The 17,065-nt window shown below is 48.1% G+C and carries 17 protein-coding genes; 16 read left to right on the top strand and 1 reads right to left on the bottom strand.

Annotated features, from left to right (window positions below; translation table 11 throughout):
- Positions 1-294: 294 nt before the first annotated feature.
- The 12 genes from C7R91_RS15030 to C7R91_RS15085 all read left to right on the top strand — a co-directional run bounded on the left by C7R91_RS15030 (position 295) and on the right by C7R91_RS15085 (position 12,283).
- The gene (locus tag C7R91_RS15030) at positions 295-1,197 is read left to right on the top strand and encodes a C40 family peptidase (protein WP_047069092.1); all 903 of its coding nucleotides are present in this window, start codon (positions 295-297) and stop codon (positions 1,195-1,197) included.
- A 204-nt stretch (positions 1,198-1,401) separates the two neighbouring features.
- Positions 1,402-2,007, top strand: a complete 606-nt coding sequence (locus C7R91_RS15035) for a TetR/AcrR family transcriptional regulator (protein ID WP_047069093.1) — start codon at positions 1,402-1,404, stop codon at positions 2,005-2,007.
- A gap of 33 nt (positions 2,008-2,040) precedes the next feature.
- Positions 2,041-3,567, top strand: coding sequence for an o-succinylbenzoate--CoA ligase (locus C7R91_RS15040; protein WP_047069094.1), 1,527 nt, complete (start codon positions 2,041-2,043; stop codon positions 3,565-3,567).
- Between the two features lie 10 nt (positions 3,568-3,577).
- Positions 3,578-3,994 (top strand): MaoC family dehydratase, encoded by a 417-nt coding sequence (locus tag C7R91_RS15045; protein ID WP_047069095.1) that lies wholly within the window; start codon positions 3,578-3,580, stop codon positions 3,992-3,994.
- A complete protein-coding gene (locus tag C7R91_RS15050; protein ID WP_047069096.1) occupies positions 3,991-5,037 on the top strand; it encodes a 3-oxoacyl-ACP synthase in 1,047 nt (348 codons plus the stop codon). Before C7R91_RS15045 ends, C7R91_RS15050 begins: the two co-directional genes overlap by 4 nt.
- A gap of 67 nt (positions 5,038-5,104) precedes the next feature.
- Positions 5,105-6,274: a substrate-binding domain-containing protein gene (locus C7R91_RS15055; protein WP_371863597.1), complete on the top strand. Its 1,170-nt coding sequence runs from the start codon at positions 5,105-5,107 to the stop codon at positions 6,272-6,274.
- 12 nt (positions 6,275-6,286) lie between these two features.
- A complete protein-coding gene (locus tag C7R91_RS15060; protein WP_047069097.1) occupies positions 6,287-7,057 on the top strand; it encodes an ABC transporter ATP-binding protein in 771 nt (256 codons plus the stop codon).
- Positions 7,041-7,742, top strand: coding sequence for an ABC transporter ATP-binding protein (locus C7R91_RS15065; RefSeq protein WP_047069098.1), 702 nt, complete (start codon positions 7,041-7,043; stop codon positions 7,740-7,742). Before C7R91_RS15060 ends, C7R91_RS15065 begins: the two co-directional genes overlap by 17 nt.
- A 27-nt stretch (positions 7,743-7,769) precedes the next feature.
- Complete coding sequence (locus C7R91_RS15070) at positions 7,770-8,630, top strand: branched-chain amino acid ABC transporter permease (protein ID WP_047069099.1); 861 nt, start codon at positions 7,770-7,772, stop codon at positions 8,628-8,630.
- A gap of 7 nt (positions 8,631-8,637) precedes the next feature.
- Positions 8,638-9,645 (top strand): branched-chain amino acid ABC transporter permease, encoded by a 1,008-nt coding sequence (locus tag C7R91_RS15075; protein WP_083995037.1) that lies wholly within the window; start codon positions 8,638-8,640, stop codon positions 9,643-9,645.
- A 129-nt stretch (positions 9,646-9,774) separates the two neighbouring features.
- Positions 9,775-11,358, top strand: coding sequence for an acetate--CoA ligase (locus tag C7R91_RS15080; protein ID WP_047069100.1), 1,584 nt, complete (start codon positions 9,775-9,777; stop codon positions 11,356-11,358).
- 109 nt (positions 11,359-11,467) lie between these two features.
- A complete protein-coding gene (locus tag C7R91_RS15085; protein ID WP_047069101.1) occupies positions 11,468-12,283 on the top strand; it encodes a transglycosylase domain-containing protein in 816 nt (271 codons plus the stop codon).
- 214 nt (positions 12,284-12,497) lie between these two features.
- On the opposite strand, the gene xerS is transcribed toward C7R91_RS15085, so the two are convergent.
- Positions 12,498-13,610 (bottom strand): tyrosine recombinase XerS, encoded by a 1,113-nt coding sequence (gene xerS / locus C7R91_RS15090; protein WP_047069102.1) that lies wholly within the window; start codon positions 13,608-13,610, stop codon positions 12,498-12,500.
- Positions 13,611-13,756: 146 nt separating this feature from the next.
- Here xerS and C7R91_RS15095 point away from each other — a divergent pair, with 146 nt between their 5' ends.
- The 4 genes from C7R91_RS15095 to C7R91_RS15110 all read left to right on the top strand — a co-directional run bounded on the left by C7R91_RS15095 (position 13,757) and on the right by C7R91_RS15110 (position 17,047).
- Positions 13,757-14,134 carry a (2Fe-2S) ferredoxin domain-containing protein gene (locus tag C7R91_RS15095; RefSeq protein ID WP_047069493.1) on the top strand — a complete coding sequence of 126 codons (378 nt, stop codon included), beginning with the start codon at positions 13,757-13,759 and terminating at the stop codon, positions 14,132-14,134.
- Between the two features lie 292 nt (positions 14,135-14,426).
- Complete coding sequence (locus C7R91_RS15100; RefSeq protein ID WP_047069103.1) at positions 14,427-15,620, top strand: glycine C-acetyltransferase; 1,194 nt, start codon at positions 14,427-14,429, stop codon at positions 15,618-15,620.
- Positions 15,617-16,579: an L-threonine 3-dehydrogenase gene (locus C7R91_RS15105; RefSeq protein ID WP_047069105.1), complete on the top strand. Its 963-nt coding sequence runs from the start codon at positions 15,617-15,619 to the stop codon at positions 16,577-16,579. The genes C7R91_RS15100 and C7R91_RS15105 overlap by 4 nt, the downstream gene beginning before the upstream one ends.
- 132 nt (positions 16,580-16,711) lie before the next feature.
- Positions 16,712-17,047: a hypothetical protein gene (locus C7R91_RS15110; protein ID WP_047069107.1), complete on the top strand. Its 336-nt coding sequence runs from the start codon at positions 16,712-16,714 to the stop codon at positions 17,045-17,047.
- Positions 17,048-17,065 lie beyond the last annotated feature (18 nt).

A 17,065-nucleotide genomic window follows, 5' to 3' on the forward strand; every position in this document is an offset into this window, starting at 1 on the left:
TCGAGGACCATCTTCTGACAGAAACAAGCAGAAGATGGTTTTAGTTTGGGGCTCATGCCAGCAAAATAGCCGTTTTTCGCGAAGAAAACCATCCTTGAAACCGTTTTGTAACCTTTATGGTTCCATGGAACTAAGAAGTAGCAACCGCCTACGTTACACCTTGTTTTCAGACTAGTCCCATGCTACCAATTCCATCATTGGAAAATTTTACGGTCTTATCCTCCTGTTTCCTCTTGCGCTATTCTGTCCATGTACCCAAGACGGGTGCCACAACATGACAAGGAGGAAAAGAAAGTGACGAAACGAGATTGGGTAATGAAGTCAACAGTAGCAGTCATGCTGAGTACGTCCCTGTTAATGGGTGGTCAAGTTGGAGTAGTGGCCGCTAAGACACAAGATTCAAAACAATCAGAGGTTGCGAATATTGCTACTTCTCTGATTGGGAAGGATTACCAGTACAAAGCAAAGGGACCGAAGCAATTCGGATCAGCGGAGCTGGCTACGTATACGTACAAACAAGTAGGGATTTCCATCGGGAGCACAATCTCTAGCCTGTACAAGACTGGGACGAAAGTATCCGAAAAAAGCGTGGAGCCAGGGGATTTGGTATTCTTCGCCTCCAGCGGAAGCGGCAGCCCAACTTTTATGGGAATATACATAGGCGGTGACCAATTCGTCTATTCTTCGCAAGGGGAAGACGAGGTAGTTTTAAAAACATATTCGGAGTACAGTGACAAATTTGTAGGAGCTCGTCGTATTCTTGAGGAAACAGACTCTTCTGAGACTCCTAGCAAGCCAGAACCGCCAGTCAGCAATATTGCTGATCAAGTGATCAAAAATGGCGAAAAATATTTGGGCACAAAGTACAAATACGGTTCCAGCAGCAGCACAACCAAAACGTTCGACTGCTCTTCCTTTACACAACGCGTGTTTAAAGAAGCGGGCATTACACTGCCGCGCGATTCCCGCCAGCAATCTACTGTAGGGAAAACCGTTTCCAAAAATGATCTGCAAAAAGGCGATCTGGTTTTCATGAAGGCATCTGTCAACAGCTCTTCTGACCGCATCACACACGTTGCGATTTACGCGGGTAACGGGAAAATTTTGCACACGTATGGCAGTCCGGGTGTGACTTACTCCAAGTATGATGGGACAAACTGGGAGAAGCGTGTGGTAAAAGCCAAGCGCGTTCTTTAATCAGACAAGCCCTATATGGTTACTTAGCTCTCGTGCGTTCGCATGGGAGCTTTTTGTATGATGCTTCTGTATAAATAGAGACGCTTGTTCGTTCAAATCGTTTCGCGTCAATTATTGGAAATGATCCTTTCGCAGAAAAATAGAGAATGAAATATGTTGTAATATTTAGAATTATACATATAATAAAACTGAGAGGTGATTCAGGTGTCAGAAAATAGTCAGACTACCCCTGTTTTGACCAAGAAAGGACAGGAAACCCGCAAAAAAATACTGGATGCCGCTGAGCATGTGTTTGGCGAGCTGGGTTATTATGATGCATCTATCGTCTTGATCACACAGCATGCACAGGTGTCCCAAGGAACGTTTTACAATTATTTCGAGTCGAAGAAAGCGATCTATGATGAATTGATTAGGCAGTTGAGCAGAGAGCTTCGTTCGACGATCAAAGAAGCGATCATGGGAGCAACCACGCAAGAAGAGAATTTGCGCCTAGGATTTCTCGCCTTTTTTCGTTGGATCAAACATCATCGCAACATGTACAGCATTATTCAACAGGCTGCGCTCGTCGACCAGGAGCTGTATCGCTGGTATTACGCCAAATTGGCAGCGGGGTACGTACGAAGTTTGAAGAACGCCATGAACGAAGGTGCGTTTCGAGAGATGGATCATGAGACGCTGGCTTATTCTCTCATGTCGATTGGACAATTCATCGGGATGCGTTGGGTTTACTGGGAAAATGAAGACGTACCGGAAGAGGTGTTAGAAACAGCCATGTCAATGATTATGAAAGGGATTGCTGCCAAGCCGTAACCGATCCATTTTATAGGCAAAGGAGTAGAGTTCATGCACGGAATTGCTTATTGGATTGAAAAGCGAGCCCGAATCACTCCGACGCGGATCGCAGTGATTGCCAACGATCAATCACTTACGTATCAAGAAATGAATGAACAGATCCAACATCTTGCCAATTATTTACGCTATGAGCTACAGGTCAAAAAAGGGGACCGGATCGGCATTTTGTCCCAAAACAGTTTGGAGTATGTGCTTCTGCTGTTTGCCATCGCCAAACTCGGTGCGATTGCTGTCCCCTTTAATATCCGCTTGACCCCTGCAGAATTAGACTATCAGTTTGAGGATAGTGGTATTCGCGTGTTATGTGCCCAGCCCCAGTTCGCTCCCACCATTGAGTTGATTAAGGCGAAGGCCAATGTCGCGCACATGATATGGCTGGAACCGGGAGAACTTCCTTGGAGCCAGGATGGCCCGAGTGAGTCATCCCAGCACACTAGGACCGATGCAGATGATGGCAGTGGAGATGATCCATACATCATTTGCTATACATCAGGAACGACAGGTAAGCCTAAAGGAGCAGTGCTCACCCAAGAAAATATGTTTTGGAACTCCGTTCACAATGTAGCCGCGCTTGATCTCACCTCAGAAGACTGCTCGATTGTCTTATTGCCACTCTTTCATATCGGGGGAATCGGACTGTTTGCCTTCCCTACATGGCTTGCTGGTGGACGCGTCGTTGTCGCCGGGAAGTTCGACCCTGATAAAGCGATTCAACTAATCGAAACGCACCGAGTCACCATCGTGATGGGTGTGCCCGCCATCCATGAAGCCATTCGTCAAAGCCCTTTATTTGCGACCACATCATTCGATTCCGTCCGTTGGTTTTACAACGGCGGCGCTCCATGCCCCAAGGAACTCATCCAGCATTTTCAGGAGCGAGGCCTCCCTTTTGGACAAGGATACGGCCTAACAGAAACATCCCCCACTGTGTTTATGATTGCGAAGGAAGATGCGAGAAGAAAAGCCGGCTCAATCGGCAAGCCCGTCATGTTTTGCGAAGTTCGCCTGATCTCGGATGACGGAAAAGACGTGGGTCAGGGCGAAATCGGAGAATTGCTTGTCAAAGGTCCAAATGTGATGAAGGAATACTGGAACAGACCAGAAGAAACAGCCAAGACCATCCGCGATGGGTGGCTGTACACAGGGGATTTGGCACGTTTTGATGAAGAAGGGTTCACCTATATCGTAGGAAGGCGCAAAGACATGATTATCTCAGGCGGGGAGAACATTTATCCGCTGGAGCTGGAACAGGTCATCGGCGAGCTGGATGGTGTTCAGGAAGCCGCAGTCGTTGGTGTACCCGATGAAAAATGGGGAGAGGTCGCGAAGGCGTTTATCGTGCCCAAATCAGGTGCAGTCATCACGGAAGCACACATCAAAGCGCACTGTGAGCAAAGACTGGCGAAGTATAAAATCCCGAAGTCATTTGTGTTTTTAACTGAGCTGCCACGCAATGCAACAGGGAAAATTATCAAGCAAGCATTGACCAGGTTGAAGACAGATTCCATTACACAATGAGGTGATTCACATGGCGAGATTTGCAATAGGGGAGCAAGCATCTTTTAGCAGAACGATTACGGAAACAGATATCGTTCTATTTGCAGGAATGAGTGGGGATTACAATCCGGTGCATATCGACCAACAGTACGCAAAAGACACGCGATTCGGCCAGCGTATCTCACATGGACTGTTGACGGCGAGCATGTTGTCCAGATTGCTCGGGATGCAGCTGCCTGGCATCGGTTCCATTTACAAAGACCAGACCATTCAGTTTACAGCTCCGGTATTGATCGGAGACACGATCACCGCGACCGCCACTGTGCTGGAGTATCAAGAAGAGCGTGGCATCATCCGATTGCTTACGGAATGTACGAATCAGCGTGGAAAAGTAGTTCTGACTGGAACAGCGACGATGCTCGTACCGAAGGAAGGAGCGAAAGTATGAATCATCTTGAAGCGAATACGATCCACGACCAGACCATCGGAGTGGAAGCGACGTCCGTATTTTTTCCTGAGGGAGTAGAAACAGCTGAATGTTTGGCTGAAAAAACAGGAATCCCCGCACGAATTATTATCGAAAAATTCGGTCTATATCAAAAGCATGTCGCAGATGACACCCTTCATGCATCAGACCTCGCTGTGCTCGCTGCCCAACAGCTGACCGGCTCGGTGATCGATCCATCTGAGATAGACGTGATTATTTACTTTGGCAGCCCGCACAAAGATTACTATGTATGGTCCAGCGCACCAAAGATTACATACGAACTAAAAGCGACAAACGCATACGGTTTCGAGATGATGAACGTCAGCTCGTGCTTTCCAATCGCCTTGAAGGTTGCCAAAGATATGCTAACGGCAGATGCATCCATTGAAAACATCTTGTTGGTTGCTGGCTGTAAAGAATCACAAATCGTCGATTACGACAATCCTCGCTCACGCTTCATGTTTAATTTTGCAGATGGGGGGACAGCGGCTCTCGTAAAGCGCGGTGCTACTAAGAGCAGAATTCTCCATAGCTGTGTCATCACGGATGGTTCTTTTCACGATGATGTAAGGGTACCTGCAGGCGGTTCGAGGCACAAACCTAGTCATGAAACGGTGGAAAACAGACTCCATTACATCGATGTGCCGAATCCGAGCGATATGAAAGAACGACTTGATCCCATCTCGATACCAAACTTTGTCCATGTCGTAGAGAAGGCATTGGCAAAAAGCAATCGATCCCTGCATGATTTGAAGCTGCTGCTTCCCTTGCACACAAAGCGTTCGATGTTCTTGGAGCTGTTGGAACGTCTGCAGCTGAGCGAGGAGCAGGCCGTTTATCTCGATCATTACGGGCATTTGTCTGCACTAGATCCCTGTATTGGACTGCATGTCGCACAGCAAGAGGGACGTCTTGCCCCAGGAGATATTGTCGTAGCTGTCAGTGCTGGAACTGGATATACGTGGGCTGCAACTGTACTGGAATGGCTAGCCGAATCGCAATGAACATTTTGACTTTCGAGGAGGGACTGGCGTGAAAAAAAGAGGATGGAAAATGTTGCTCCCGCTAGCGATGTCTGTCGTGCTTGCTGTTGGCTGCAGCCAAAATGAAAGCGCTTCATCTGGCGGCGGCAATACGATCAAGGTGGGCGTACTCGCATCACTCACGGGACCATTGGAGAGCTACGGCAAGCAGACGGCAAGAGGTTTTGAGCTCGGACTCGATTATGCAACGGAAGGCAAGCGAGAGATCGCTGGCAAAAAGATCGAGTTTGTCGTGGAGGATACGGAGACGAAGCCTGATGTCGCCGTCCAAAAAGCGACGAAGCTCCTAGAAACTGACAAGGTAGATTTTCTTGTAGGCTCTTCCAGTTCAGGCGATACACTAGCTGTCCTTCCTCTGGCAGAGGAGTACAAAAAAATCATGGTCGTAGAGCCGGCTGTAGCAGATAGTATCACCGGGAAAAACTGGAACAAATACATTTTTCGCACAGGTCGAAATTCTTCACAGGACGCAGTAGCAGGCGCTGCGGCAATCGCTTCCAAAGGAACAAAGATTGCGACGATGGCTCAAGACAGCGCCTACGGTCGAGAAGGGATCGAAGCCTTTAAGACCGCTGCTGAAAAATTAGGGGCAGTCATCATCGAAGAGCAATACGTGGATACGAACACGACTGATTTTACAGCCAACATCCAAAAAATCATTAGCGCCAAACCCGACTATGTGTTCATCACGTGGGCAGGCTCGAACTCCCCGTGGAAACAGCTGCAAGACATGCAGGTTCAGCAAAAAGGCATCAAGGTATCTACGGGAGCACCTGATATCGCCGCTTTGAAAACAATGGAGGCAATGATCGGGATGGAAGGCTTCTCGGTGTATTACCATTCGCTCCCGAAAACGAAAATGAACGACTGGCTCATCGATGAGCACAAGAAGCGTTTTCAAGGCGAGATTCCAGATTTATTTACGGCAGGCGGGATGACGGCAGCCGTAGCGATTGTGGAAGCATTGAAAAAGACGAACGCCGATACAGATTCGGAGAAGCTGATTGCTGCGATGGAAGGGATGACCTTTGATACGCCGAAGGGCCAGATGCAGTTCCGGGTGGAGGACCATCAGGCACTGCAAACATTATACGCGATCAAGCTCGAGAAAAAAGACGGAGTCGATCATCCGGTACCTGTGCTCGTTCGAGAGATGACGATGGAAGAGACAGCACCACCTGTCAGGAACCAGAAGTAGAGGAGGTGTGTGATGAATTACTTGTTGGAAACGGTTGACCTCAGCGTAGCATTCGGGGAGCAAACAGTCTTAAACAAGGTATCGCTACGCATACCGAAGCAACGATTTACCTCGATCATCGGACCGAATGGAGCTGGAAAGACGACGTTGTTTAACTTGTTAAGCGGACAGCTTACTCCCTCGCAAGGAAAAATCAAATACAAGGGGCAAGATATTACACACTTGCCCCCAGCAGCACGAACGAGATTGGGTATTGGCCGATCGTTTCAATTGACGAACTTATTTCCCAAGCTAACGGTACGGGAAAATATTCGATTAGCAGTGCAAGCCGCACAGGGAGTTCGGTTTCGTCTATGGATTTCCCAGGCAGATCAGATGCGACAGGCTGAGGAAGTTGAGCGATTGCTGCATCTCGTATTGCTGGAGAAAAAAGCGGATGTGCTGGCAAGCCTACTGGCGCACGGGGAGAAACGAAAGCTGGAGCTGGCCATGCTCCTTGGACTGCGTCCGGATGTTCTTTTGCTCGACGAACCGACTGCGGGGATTTCGTTGGAGGAAGTCCCAGCTGTATTGAGGGTGATCGAATCAATAAAGGACAGCAATTCGTGCACGATCATCCTAATCGAACACAAGATGGACATGGTCAAATCACTCTCCGATCACATGGTTGTTCTGTTTCATGGAGAGCTATTGGCAGAGGGGACACCGACTGACATGATGCGAAATGAACAGGTGCAGTCTGCCTACTTGGGAGGGTTGTATAAGCATGATGCTGCAACTTGATCAGATTGAAACATACCTCGACCAGTTTCACATCTTGCAGGGTGTCTCACTATCCGTGCAAGCCGGCAGTATTACCGTGCTGTTTGGACGAAACGGCGCTGGCAAAACAACGACGCTTCGTTCCATCATGGGGCTGGCCCCGATCCGTCATGGCCAAATTCGCTATCGAGGAGAAGAAATCGGACATTTGCCGACCTACTCCATCGCGCGTAAGGGGATTGGCTATGTACCGGAGAATCAAGGGATTTTTCATGATTTTACGGTAGAAGAGACGTTTCGGCTCGCCATGCAAAAAAATGACGACGAACAAAAAGAAAAGCTCGCGTGGATGCTGGATCTATTCCCTGACCTGCGTCACTACTGGAAAAAGAAAAGTGGGCACTTAAGCGGTGGTCAAAAGCAAATGCTGGCGATTGCACGAGCTTATGTGAACAGCAACGGACTCTTGTTAATTGACGAGCCGAGCAAGGGACTGGCGCCCATCATGGTTGAAAAGCTCATGTTCCACATCGAATCGATGAAGCAAAAAACGACCGTGCTTTTAGTTGAGCAAAATTTTATGATGGCGAGCATGATCGGCGAGCAGTACTACTTGATGGATGAAGGGAAAATTGTCCGCGGTGGCGCGATGCAGGAGTTGAAGGATGATGCAGATACGCGACAAAAATATTTGGGCATTGCCTGAGCGAATAACGGGGAGGGGGAGAATGAAATGGATGTCGCGATTAATCTGCTTGTAAATGGACTGGCGACAGGCATACTCATTTTCTTGCTCGCTTCCGGGCTCACGTTGATCTTTGGCTTAATGAGTGTGTTGAATTTTGCCCACGGTGGATTATTTGCCTGGGGAGCCTTTGCTGGTGTATGGCTTTTCGGATTGACGGATAGCTTTCTTCTGGCCATCGCAGGTGCTGTCGTCATTGGGATGCTGCTCGGTTTCGTGTTAGAGCGCGTGCTGATCCGTCCCGTGTATGGTGATCATATTCAGCAACTGCTCGTGACACTGGGCGGGATGCTCGTGATCAGTGAATTGCTCAAGGTGTTTTGGAGCCCCAATCCCATTCGGGCAGTTTTACCAGATTATTTGCAAGGTAGCATTGAGCTTGGTGACATCATACTGATCACTTATCGCTTGTTTGTCATCGCAGTGGGAGTAGTTGTGTACGCCGGGTTGCACCTGTTATTGACAAGAACCAGAGTAGGCTTGATCGTCCGAGCGGGCGTGATCGATAAGGAAATGGTGCAGGCACTCGGCATCAATATTAAACAAGTGTTTACCTTTGTCTTTTTGCTGGGGGCAGGTATGGCTGCGCTAGGAGGAAGTCTCTTGGCACCGTATTCTGGGGTTATTTTTGCGGAAATGGGTATGCAATATGCGATTCTGGCATTCATCGTCGTTATTGTCGGTGGGATGGGAAGCGTTCAAGGCTCTATGATTGCGGCGCTTTTAGTAGGGGTGCTTGGCTCGTTTATGGCTTACTTCGTTCCAGAGCTTTCACTGGCAGTGAATATGCTGCTGATGTTGGCAGTTCTGCTTATCAAACCATCCGGCCTGTTTGGAGCGAAGGGGTGATCATGCGTTGACTACATCCGGATTGTTGAGCCATCGTTTTATTCTGTTTGTGTTTTTGTCTTTGGCGGTCTTGCCGTTTCTTTCAGACTCCAGGAGCATGTACATCTTGTTCACCCAAATCTTTATCTTTGCGATTTTTGCGATGAGCTTTGATTTGTTGCTCGGCTATACGGGGATCGTCTCATTCGGACACTGTATGTTTTTCGGAATAGGTGCGTACTCCGTGTCTTTATTCCTGAAAAACTTTGACGCGTCGATCGGCTATTTCTTGCTTGGCGTACTCGTTGCCATCGTGCTATCTGGGATTCTCAGCTATGTAATCGGGATGCTGTCCTTGCGATTGAAAAGTCATTTTTATGCGATGCTGACCTTGGCGATTTCCCAGCTGCTATTCGTATTGGCAGAAAAATGGCGCTCGCTGACGATGGGTGGGGATGGCTTCACCTTCCCGGTGCCCGAGCTGTTTCGGGATCGTTTGTCCTTTTACTATGTATGCCTAATCCTAATGGTCATGCTGTTCGTCATCTTGCGGGCGTTTACGCACTCTCCACTCGGCAAGGTACTGAAAGCCATCGGTCAAAATGAACAACGTGCGGAAGCGTTAGGCTATCAAATTCTTCATTATAAGGTAATCGTCAGTATTGTCGCTGGAGTGGTTGCTGCGATTAGTGGAGGCTTGTACGCAGTCATGCTGCGATTCGTAAACACCCAAGTGTTTTCGATTGAAACGACGCTGGATGCACTCTTGATGAGCATGATCGGTGGGCTGGGTACGCTATTTGGCTCTATTTTGGGGTCGGGGATCGTAGAGCTGGCCCATCACGGACTGACTGAGTTGGCGAAGCTTCACCCGATATTCGAGAGATGGGTCATTTTCCTTGGCTTGCTTTATATTTTGGTCGTTCTCTGCTTTCCGAGTGGAATTGTCGGCAGCTTTCAAGAGTGGAGGGAAAAAAGAAAACAGCGTTCCGTGCAGGCTGCGACGTTCACGGAGAATGTAGAGCGATTGGAATGAAAGAAAGGGAGGTCAACCCATGCAAAAGGTTGGCCTTTTTTTGTCCCATTTTTGTCGAAAGAAAAAGGTGAGAATTATAGTGATGTCGAATTATTATTTATCAATCTTAGAAAAGGTGGGGATGTACCTATGAAATTGAACTTTCCAGAAAATTATAACTTCGCTGCCCAGGTGGACGAATGGGCGAAAAAACACCCGGAGAGACGAGCCGTTTGGGAGTTAGATGAACAAGGTCAGGAACATATCCTTACGTACGAAGATTTGCGCCAATATTCAAATAAGATTGCAAATGGCCTTGGTTCCATTGGAATCGAGCATGGGGATCGGGTACTCGTCCTGGTTTCTAGAGGAACATTGGCTTATGGTCTCTATTTGGCACTGCTGAAGCTGGGGGCAGTGATTTTGCCAGGGTCTGAAATGCTGCGTTACAAAGATATCGAGTACCGGATCAATCATGCAAAAGTAAAGGCTGTGATCAGCTTCGCGGGAGCAATGAGTGAGGTTGATCTAACGAGAGGCAACTGTTCTACGCTGCAACACTACATCACGACGGGCGAAGAGAAAGAAGGCTGGATTTCGCTTGAGGGGTTGCTCCAGGGGCAGGACACAGAATTTGAGGTAGTAAACACGAAGTCGGATGAGTTGGCCTTCCTGTCTTATACATCAGGTACGACTGGAGGACCAAAAGGGGTTATGCACGTTCACGGTTGGCCGTTTGCGCATTTGGCTGTAGCCGCTACGCAGTGGCTGGACGTTCGTGAAGGTGATGTGGTTTGGGCAACCGCTGGACCTGGTTGGGCCAAGTGGATCTGGAGCCCATTTGTCTCTACGTTGGGGCTGGGAGCGACCGCATTTGTCTATAAAGGAAAGTTTTCTGCGGAGAATTATTTGACGATTCTGCAAAAATATCCGGTTTCTGTCTTGTGTGCGACGCCGACCGAGTACAGAATCATGGCAAAAGTAACGGATTTAGAACAATACAAGCTGTCCGCTTTGCGCTCCGCATGCTCCGCTGGTGAACCGCTCAATCGGGAAGTAATCGACACATTCCGCCGCGTCTTCCAATTGACCGTGAGAGATGGATACGGACAGACAGAGAACACTTTGTTAGTGGGTACCTTTGTCGGCATGGAGCCAAGGCCAGGTTCAATGGGCAAGCCCTCACCAGTTGTGAGGATCGCCATTATTGACGAAGAAGGAGCGGAGCTGCCAGTAGGCAAGGTAGGCGATATTGCTATTGATCGCCATATGGTAGCGCTGTTCAAAGGCTATCTGGATGATCCCGAGCGCACTGCCAGAGCGTTTCGCGGCGACTGGTACGTGACGGGTGATCAAGGTCGCATGGACGAAGATGGCTACATCTGGTTCGAAGGACGTTCAGACGACATTATCATCTCAGGCGGATATACAATTGGTCCGTTTGAGGTCGAGGATGCGTTGGTGAAGCACGCGGCAGTAGCGGAATGTGCGGCGGTTGCCAGTCCTGATCCAGAGCGCGGGCATGTGGTAAAAGCCTATGTCGTCTTGAAAAAAGGAAATGAGCCATCCGAAGAGTTGATCGTCGAATTGCAAAATCATGTTAAGCAATTAACTGCTCCATATAAATACCCACGCAGAATCGAATTTGTACAGGAGCTGCCAAAGACGACCTCCGGTAAAATCAGGCGGATCGAGCTGCGGCAGCAGGAGGCACAGCAAAATCAGCATTCGTAGTGAAGAGTTTGTCTTACGAAATTGTAAGATTGCTGTAAGTGGATTCGATGGGACGAAATGCGCGCATCCCCTACAATATGAGTAGAAGCAAGGCAAGGGGGAATGCAGCATGAACCACCTTCCAATCCCATTAGGAAGAAACACCGACTTGTATGAAGCGGCGAGCATGCCCAAGAGCATGAAGAAATTCGGTGTTCGTTGGAAAAAACGACTGCGTATCAGTTTTCTCGTGATCATGATGGCCGCTATCCTGGCGCCGATCGTGCTTACGTGGACAGGGAATATATGGATAGATGAAAAAAAGCTGGCTGCTGTTCAGCAATCCAACAGCTATGTAAAGCTGGACGAAATGCCTGATCATGTGTGGAAGGCGTTCGTTGCGATAGAGGATCATCGGTTTATGCAGCATCCAGGAGTGGACCCGATTGGATTGAGCCGCGCGATCTGGGTGGATATAAAGGAAGGTGCATACGTGCAGGGCGGAAGTACAATCACCATGCAGTTGGCGCGGAACCTATTTCTGACAAATGACAAAACGATGACCAGAAAAGTAAAGGAAGTCGCGATCGCTTTGCAATTGGAACAGCGATACAGCAAAAAAGAACTGCTCGAAATGTATCTCAACGTCATTTATTTCGGGCACGGAAAATACGGGATCGGCGAGGCTGTTCCCTTTTACTTCGGAAAAAAAGCAACAGAAACAGGAGATCGAGCGGTAACCCTGGGCGAAGCGGCAATGCTGGCTTCTTTGCCGAAAGGACCAGAGCGTTACTCACCGGTAAAGAACTGGGACCGAGCCAAAGAGCGGCAGGCGGTTGTGCTGAATCGGATGAACGAATTGGCAGTGATCGATCAAGGAGAGAGTGCATTGGCTAAGAACGAGTCGATATCGGTTGTTCCTACTGCCAAACGCGCAGTGAAGTAAAAAATGTATGGAATCCCCTGTCTGGATGGCAGGGGATTTTTGCTATGGAACAGATCGAGCATGTAACTGACACGATCCGCTGTCAAGACACTATAAACCGCTGAACGCTTGTAAAGGTCAGCGGGGGATGTAGATGGAAGTGTAAAAAGCAAGTGAACAAGTGACCAGTCCGCAATGGTATGCAGATTGGTCACTTGTTCTTGTTGAGGGACTTTTACGTCGTTCGGTTCACAGCCTTGCCCAGCGCATCTTCTAATACATGCGCATATTGCATGGTTGTTTCAATTTTGGAGTGCCCCAGCTGTGCTTGAAGCTGATGGGGGTCAGGGTTCAAGCGAAGAAACTGTGTAGCAAAGCTGTGCCGAAGCTTATGAACAGACAAATCAGGGATGCCGAATGCTTTGGCGTACTTTTTGACCAGCTTTTGGACAGACCGTACTTCGATGCGATGCCCATTCGGATTGGTAGGGGAAACAGCGAGAAAAACAGCATCCTCTTGGGGTTCGGGATTGTATTTGTCACGCAGCTGTAAGTATTTGGCTAAGTACTCCTTGCCCCAGTCACTGAAAAAAGGAGCGTCCTCTTTCTTTCCTTTACGAATCAACTTCAACTGGTTTTTCTCCATTATAATGTCGGATAGATCGAGACTGACAATCTCTGACACACGGAAGCCACCGGAGAGAATCATCGCGATCAAGGCAGTATCCCGGTCGCGGTTTTGCATGTGATACTGCTTCTTTTTTTCCGTATCACAATGAGCTAAATATCCGTTGTAGACAAAATCGACGAACTGATAGATTTCGTCGTCAATCAGGATTTTTGCCCGAATGGCGTGGGCGCGTGCGAGGGGAGTCAGCTCCGTGATCTCCAGCTCGATTTTGGCGAGTACATTTCGCGTCAAATACGATTCCCCATTCTCATCCTCAGCGAGGGCAGACAAGTAATGAAAAAGCGATTTCAGGCTTGATATTTTTCTGCTGATGGTGCGGTCACTGTACTCTTTCTTCGCGCTTTTGGTAGGGTTCGAGAGCAAAGCTGAACGCTCATATAAATGCGACTCCTGCAAGTATAATATGTAGCTTTCTACCGTTTCCTTCTTTAAGTCATTCAAATCGCTCAATGGAATGTCCTTCATATCCGTCGCGGTACTCAATCCTTCTGTCATCATCCAGCGAAAGAAAAAAGAGAAATCGCGAAGGTATCCAAGCAAGGTGGAGGGTGAGTTCTTTTTGGATTTTTTATGCTCAATAAATTTTTCGACATACCACGGGTATGAGCCCACTGTTTGCAAAAGCTGCAAGGCATCGCGCTGTTTGGTTACGGACATGCTTTCACCACCAAGATCTTTTTATGAATCGTATACGAACATATATTCTATCAAAAACCAAACGTTCTGGGAATTGCAAATTGAACAAGAAACCGTCATGATGAGGAGTGTAGTTGGATGTTGGACAAGAACGGAGTGGATTAGTAGTGGCAACATGGGATTTATCTCAGACGAGACATCATGTACTGATTTGTAACGGTGGAAGCTGTATGCGCAAGGGTGGCGAAGAGGTTACGGTAGCGATACGCGAAGCGATTACCAACGCAGGTTTGGATGACTATGTACATACAACCCGCACGCGTTGCAACGGACGCTGTGAGGACGCATGCGTGATGATCGTGTACCCCGAGGGGATCTGGTATGAAAACGTGACGCCAGAAGATGCACAGCTGTTGGTGGAAGAGCATTTTAAAAATGGCAGACCAGTAGAGTCCTTGATGACGCATCGCTTCGAAACGAACGGTTTTGTGCGTACGATAGACACCAAGCCTGGTATCTTAAAATCACAAAAGGCAAAAAAATGAGGAAAAGGCCACGATCTGCTCATGGAAGCAAGAGAGTGGTTTTTTCATTTTCAGGAGTCTACGAATTGCGACAAAAGGAGAAAGTAGGAGAGATGGCATTATCGAAAGAAAAATGATTGAAAGCGTTAACAATATGTCTTTGTGATGTGGACGTTTTAAGTAAATGGTGGTAAACTGTCTGTAGATTAAGTTGATTTTATGCGAATTTTATCAAAATGATATGTCCATACAGCGTGAACAATTGTTTATATGGAACTTACTAATCGATGGCTGAATAATGGAGGGATTCTCGTTGGCGAGCAAAACACTTGAACATTTTTTACATGAAAATCTGGCAGATTTGAAGAGCAAGGGACTGTACAACGTCATTGATCCATTGCAAAGCGCAAATGGTCCTGTCATTACGATTGCAGGAAAAGAACTGATCAACCTCTCCTCCAATAACTATCTGGGCTTGGCTACTGATCAACGCCTTGTGGACGCTGCAATTGCAGCAGCAAGCAAATACGGCGTAGGGGCAGGGGCTGTGCGCACAATTAACGGAACCTTGGACTTGCATGTGAAGCTGGAAGAAAAGCTCGCTGCCTTCAAGCATACGGAAGCTGCAATCGCTTACCAATCTGGCTTTAACTGCAACATGGCTGCGATTTCTGCTGTCATGGACAAGGATGATGCGATTCTTTCTGACGAGTTGAACCACGCTTCCATTATTGATGGATGCCGCCTGTCTCGTGCACAGATTATCCGTGTGAACCACTCCGATATCGATGACTTGCGTGCGAAAGCGAAGGAAGCGAAAGAATCGGGCAAATATAAAAAGCTGATGGTCATTACTGACGGCGTATTTTCGATGGATGGCGATGTTGCCAAGCTGCCGGAAATCGTAGAGGTAGCCGAGGAATATGACTTGATTACGTATGTAGACGATGCTCACGGCTCTGGTGTTCTCGGCAAAGGAGCAGGAACAGTTAAGCATTTTGGCCTGTCTGATAAAATCGACTTCCAAATCGGCACGCTTTCCAAAGCAATTGGGGTAGTCGGCGGTTATGTAGCGGGACGCCAAGAGCTGATCGACTGGCTCAAAGTACGCAGCAGACCTTTCCTGTTCTCGACTGCGCTGACGCCAGCGGATGTGGCTGCTTCCATTGCAGCTATCGATATTTTGATGAACAGCACCGAGCTGCACGACAAGCTGTGGGATAACGGACACTACCTCAAAAAAGGCTTGAAAGAACTCGGCTTCAATATCGGAGAGAGCGAAACGCCTATCACTCCTTGCATTATCGGAGACGAACAGCAGACCCAAGAATTCAGCAAGCGACTGTATGAAGAGGGCGTGTACGCGAAAGCGATCGTGTTCCCGACTGTACCAAAAGGAACCGGCCGTGTACGGAATATGCCAACAGCGGCGCATAGCAAGGAAATGCTGGATCGTGCCCTTAGCATCTACGAAAAAGTTGGGAAAGAAATGGGGATCCTGAAATGAAAAAAATTCTGGTAACCGGGGCGTTAGGACAAATTGGTTCCGAGCTCATCATGAAATTACGCGATATTTACGGAGCGGATCAAGTCATCGCTACAGATATCCGGAAAAACGAAGAAGATCCCGTGGTGCAATCGGGTCCATTCGAAGTTCTTGATGTCACAGACGGGAACCGGATGTTTGAGCTGGCGAAGAAACATGGCGTGGATACGATCATGCATTTGGCTGCCCTGTTGTCTGCCACAGCAGAAGCCAAGCCGCTCTTGGCATGGAACCTGAACATGGGTGGGCTGGTAAACGCTCTGGAAGCAGCACGTGAGTTGAACTGCCAGTTCTTTACTCCGAGTTCAATTGGTGCATTTGGTCCGTCTACACCGAAGGACAACACGCCGCAGGACACGATTCAACGCCCTACGACCATGTATGGTGTAAATAAAGTATCCGGTGAGTTGCTCTGCGATTACTATTATCAAAAATTTGGGGTAGATACGCGCGGCGTACGCTTCCCAGGTCTGATTTCGTATGTAGCGCCTCCAGGTGGTGGTACGACCGACTATGCAGTAGACATTTACTACAAGGCGATCCAGCATGGAGCGTATACGTCCTACATCGGCAAAGGTACGTACATGGATATGATGTATATGCCTGATGCCCTGAATGCGATTGTTGCCCTAATGGAAGCAGATGCCTCCAAGCTCATTCACCGCAACGCGTTCAACGTGACTGCGATGAGCATTGAGCCAGAAGATGTAGCAGCTGCGATCCGTAAACATATTCCTGAGTTTACGCTCTCCTATGAGGTCGACCCTGTGCGTCAGGCGATTGCCGACAGCTGGCCGAACTCCATTGATGCTACGGCTGCCATGCAAGAGTGGGGCTTCAAAGCGGAATACGATCTGGACAAAATGACCGAGGACATGCTCGCAAAACTGCGGGGAAAGTTGCTCCAGCAAGTCGGATAAACGAATAGGGAAAAAGAAAACTGCCACTTCTTCTTGTGCGTGATGCGAGAGAGGTGGCAGTTTTTTGAATGCCTTTCCTGTTTTAAGGGCACATTAACAAAACATGCTTAAAGGAAAGGATGAACGAGATCGATGAGCAAAAAGGATTACATCCTTACGATTATTGAAAAATTCGAGAAACACAATGATATGATGCCAGAACGGTTGCAGGCTGTGATTAAAGAGGTGAAGCAGGATATTGAAAATGTCCCGGCAGAGACCTTCTATTTGCAAACGAATGGGGTAGTGACACAATCTGCAACGAGTGGTGGTTCTGAGCGTAACGATCCTCTCTTTCGATTATCAGAAGTGTATTTCGATCTGAAAAAGCTGGCTGTGACAAACAGAGATACCCATCCAGATTTGATTTCAGCGATTACCCAGTATGAGGGCTTGCTGAACGAATCCGAAGGGTATTCTCCAGAGTAGCTAGCCCAAGCCAACCGA

This window comes from Brevibacillus formosus (assembly GCF_003013405.1).
GTDB lineage: Bacteria > Bacillota > Bacilli > Brevibacillales > Brevibacillaceae > Brevibacillus > Brevibacillus formosus.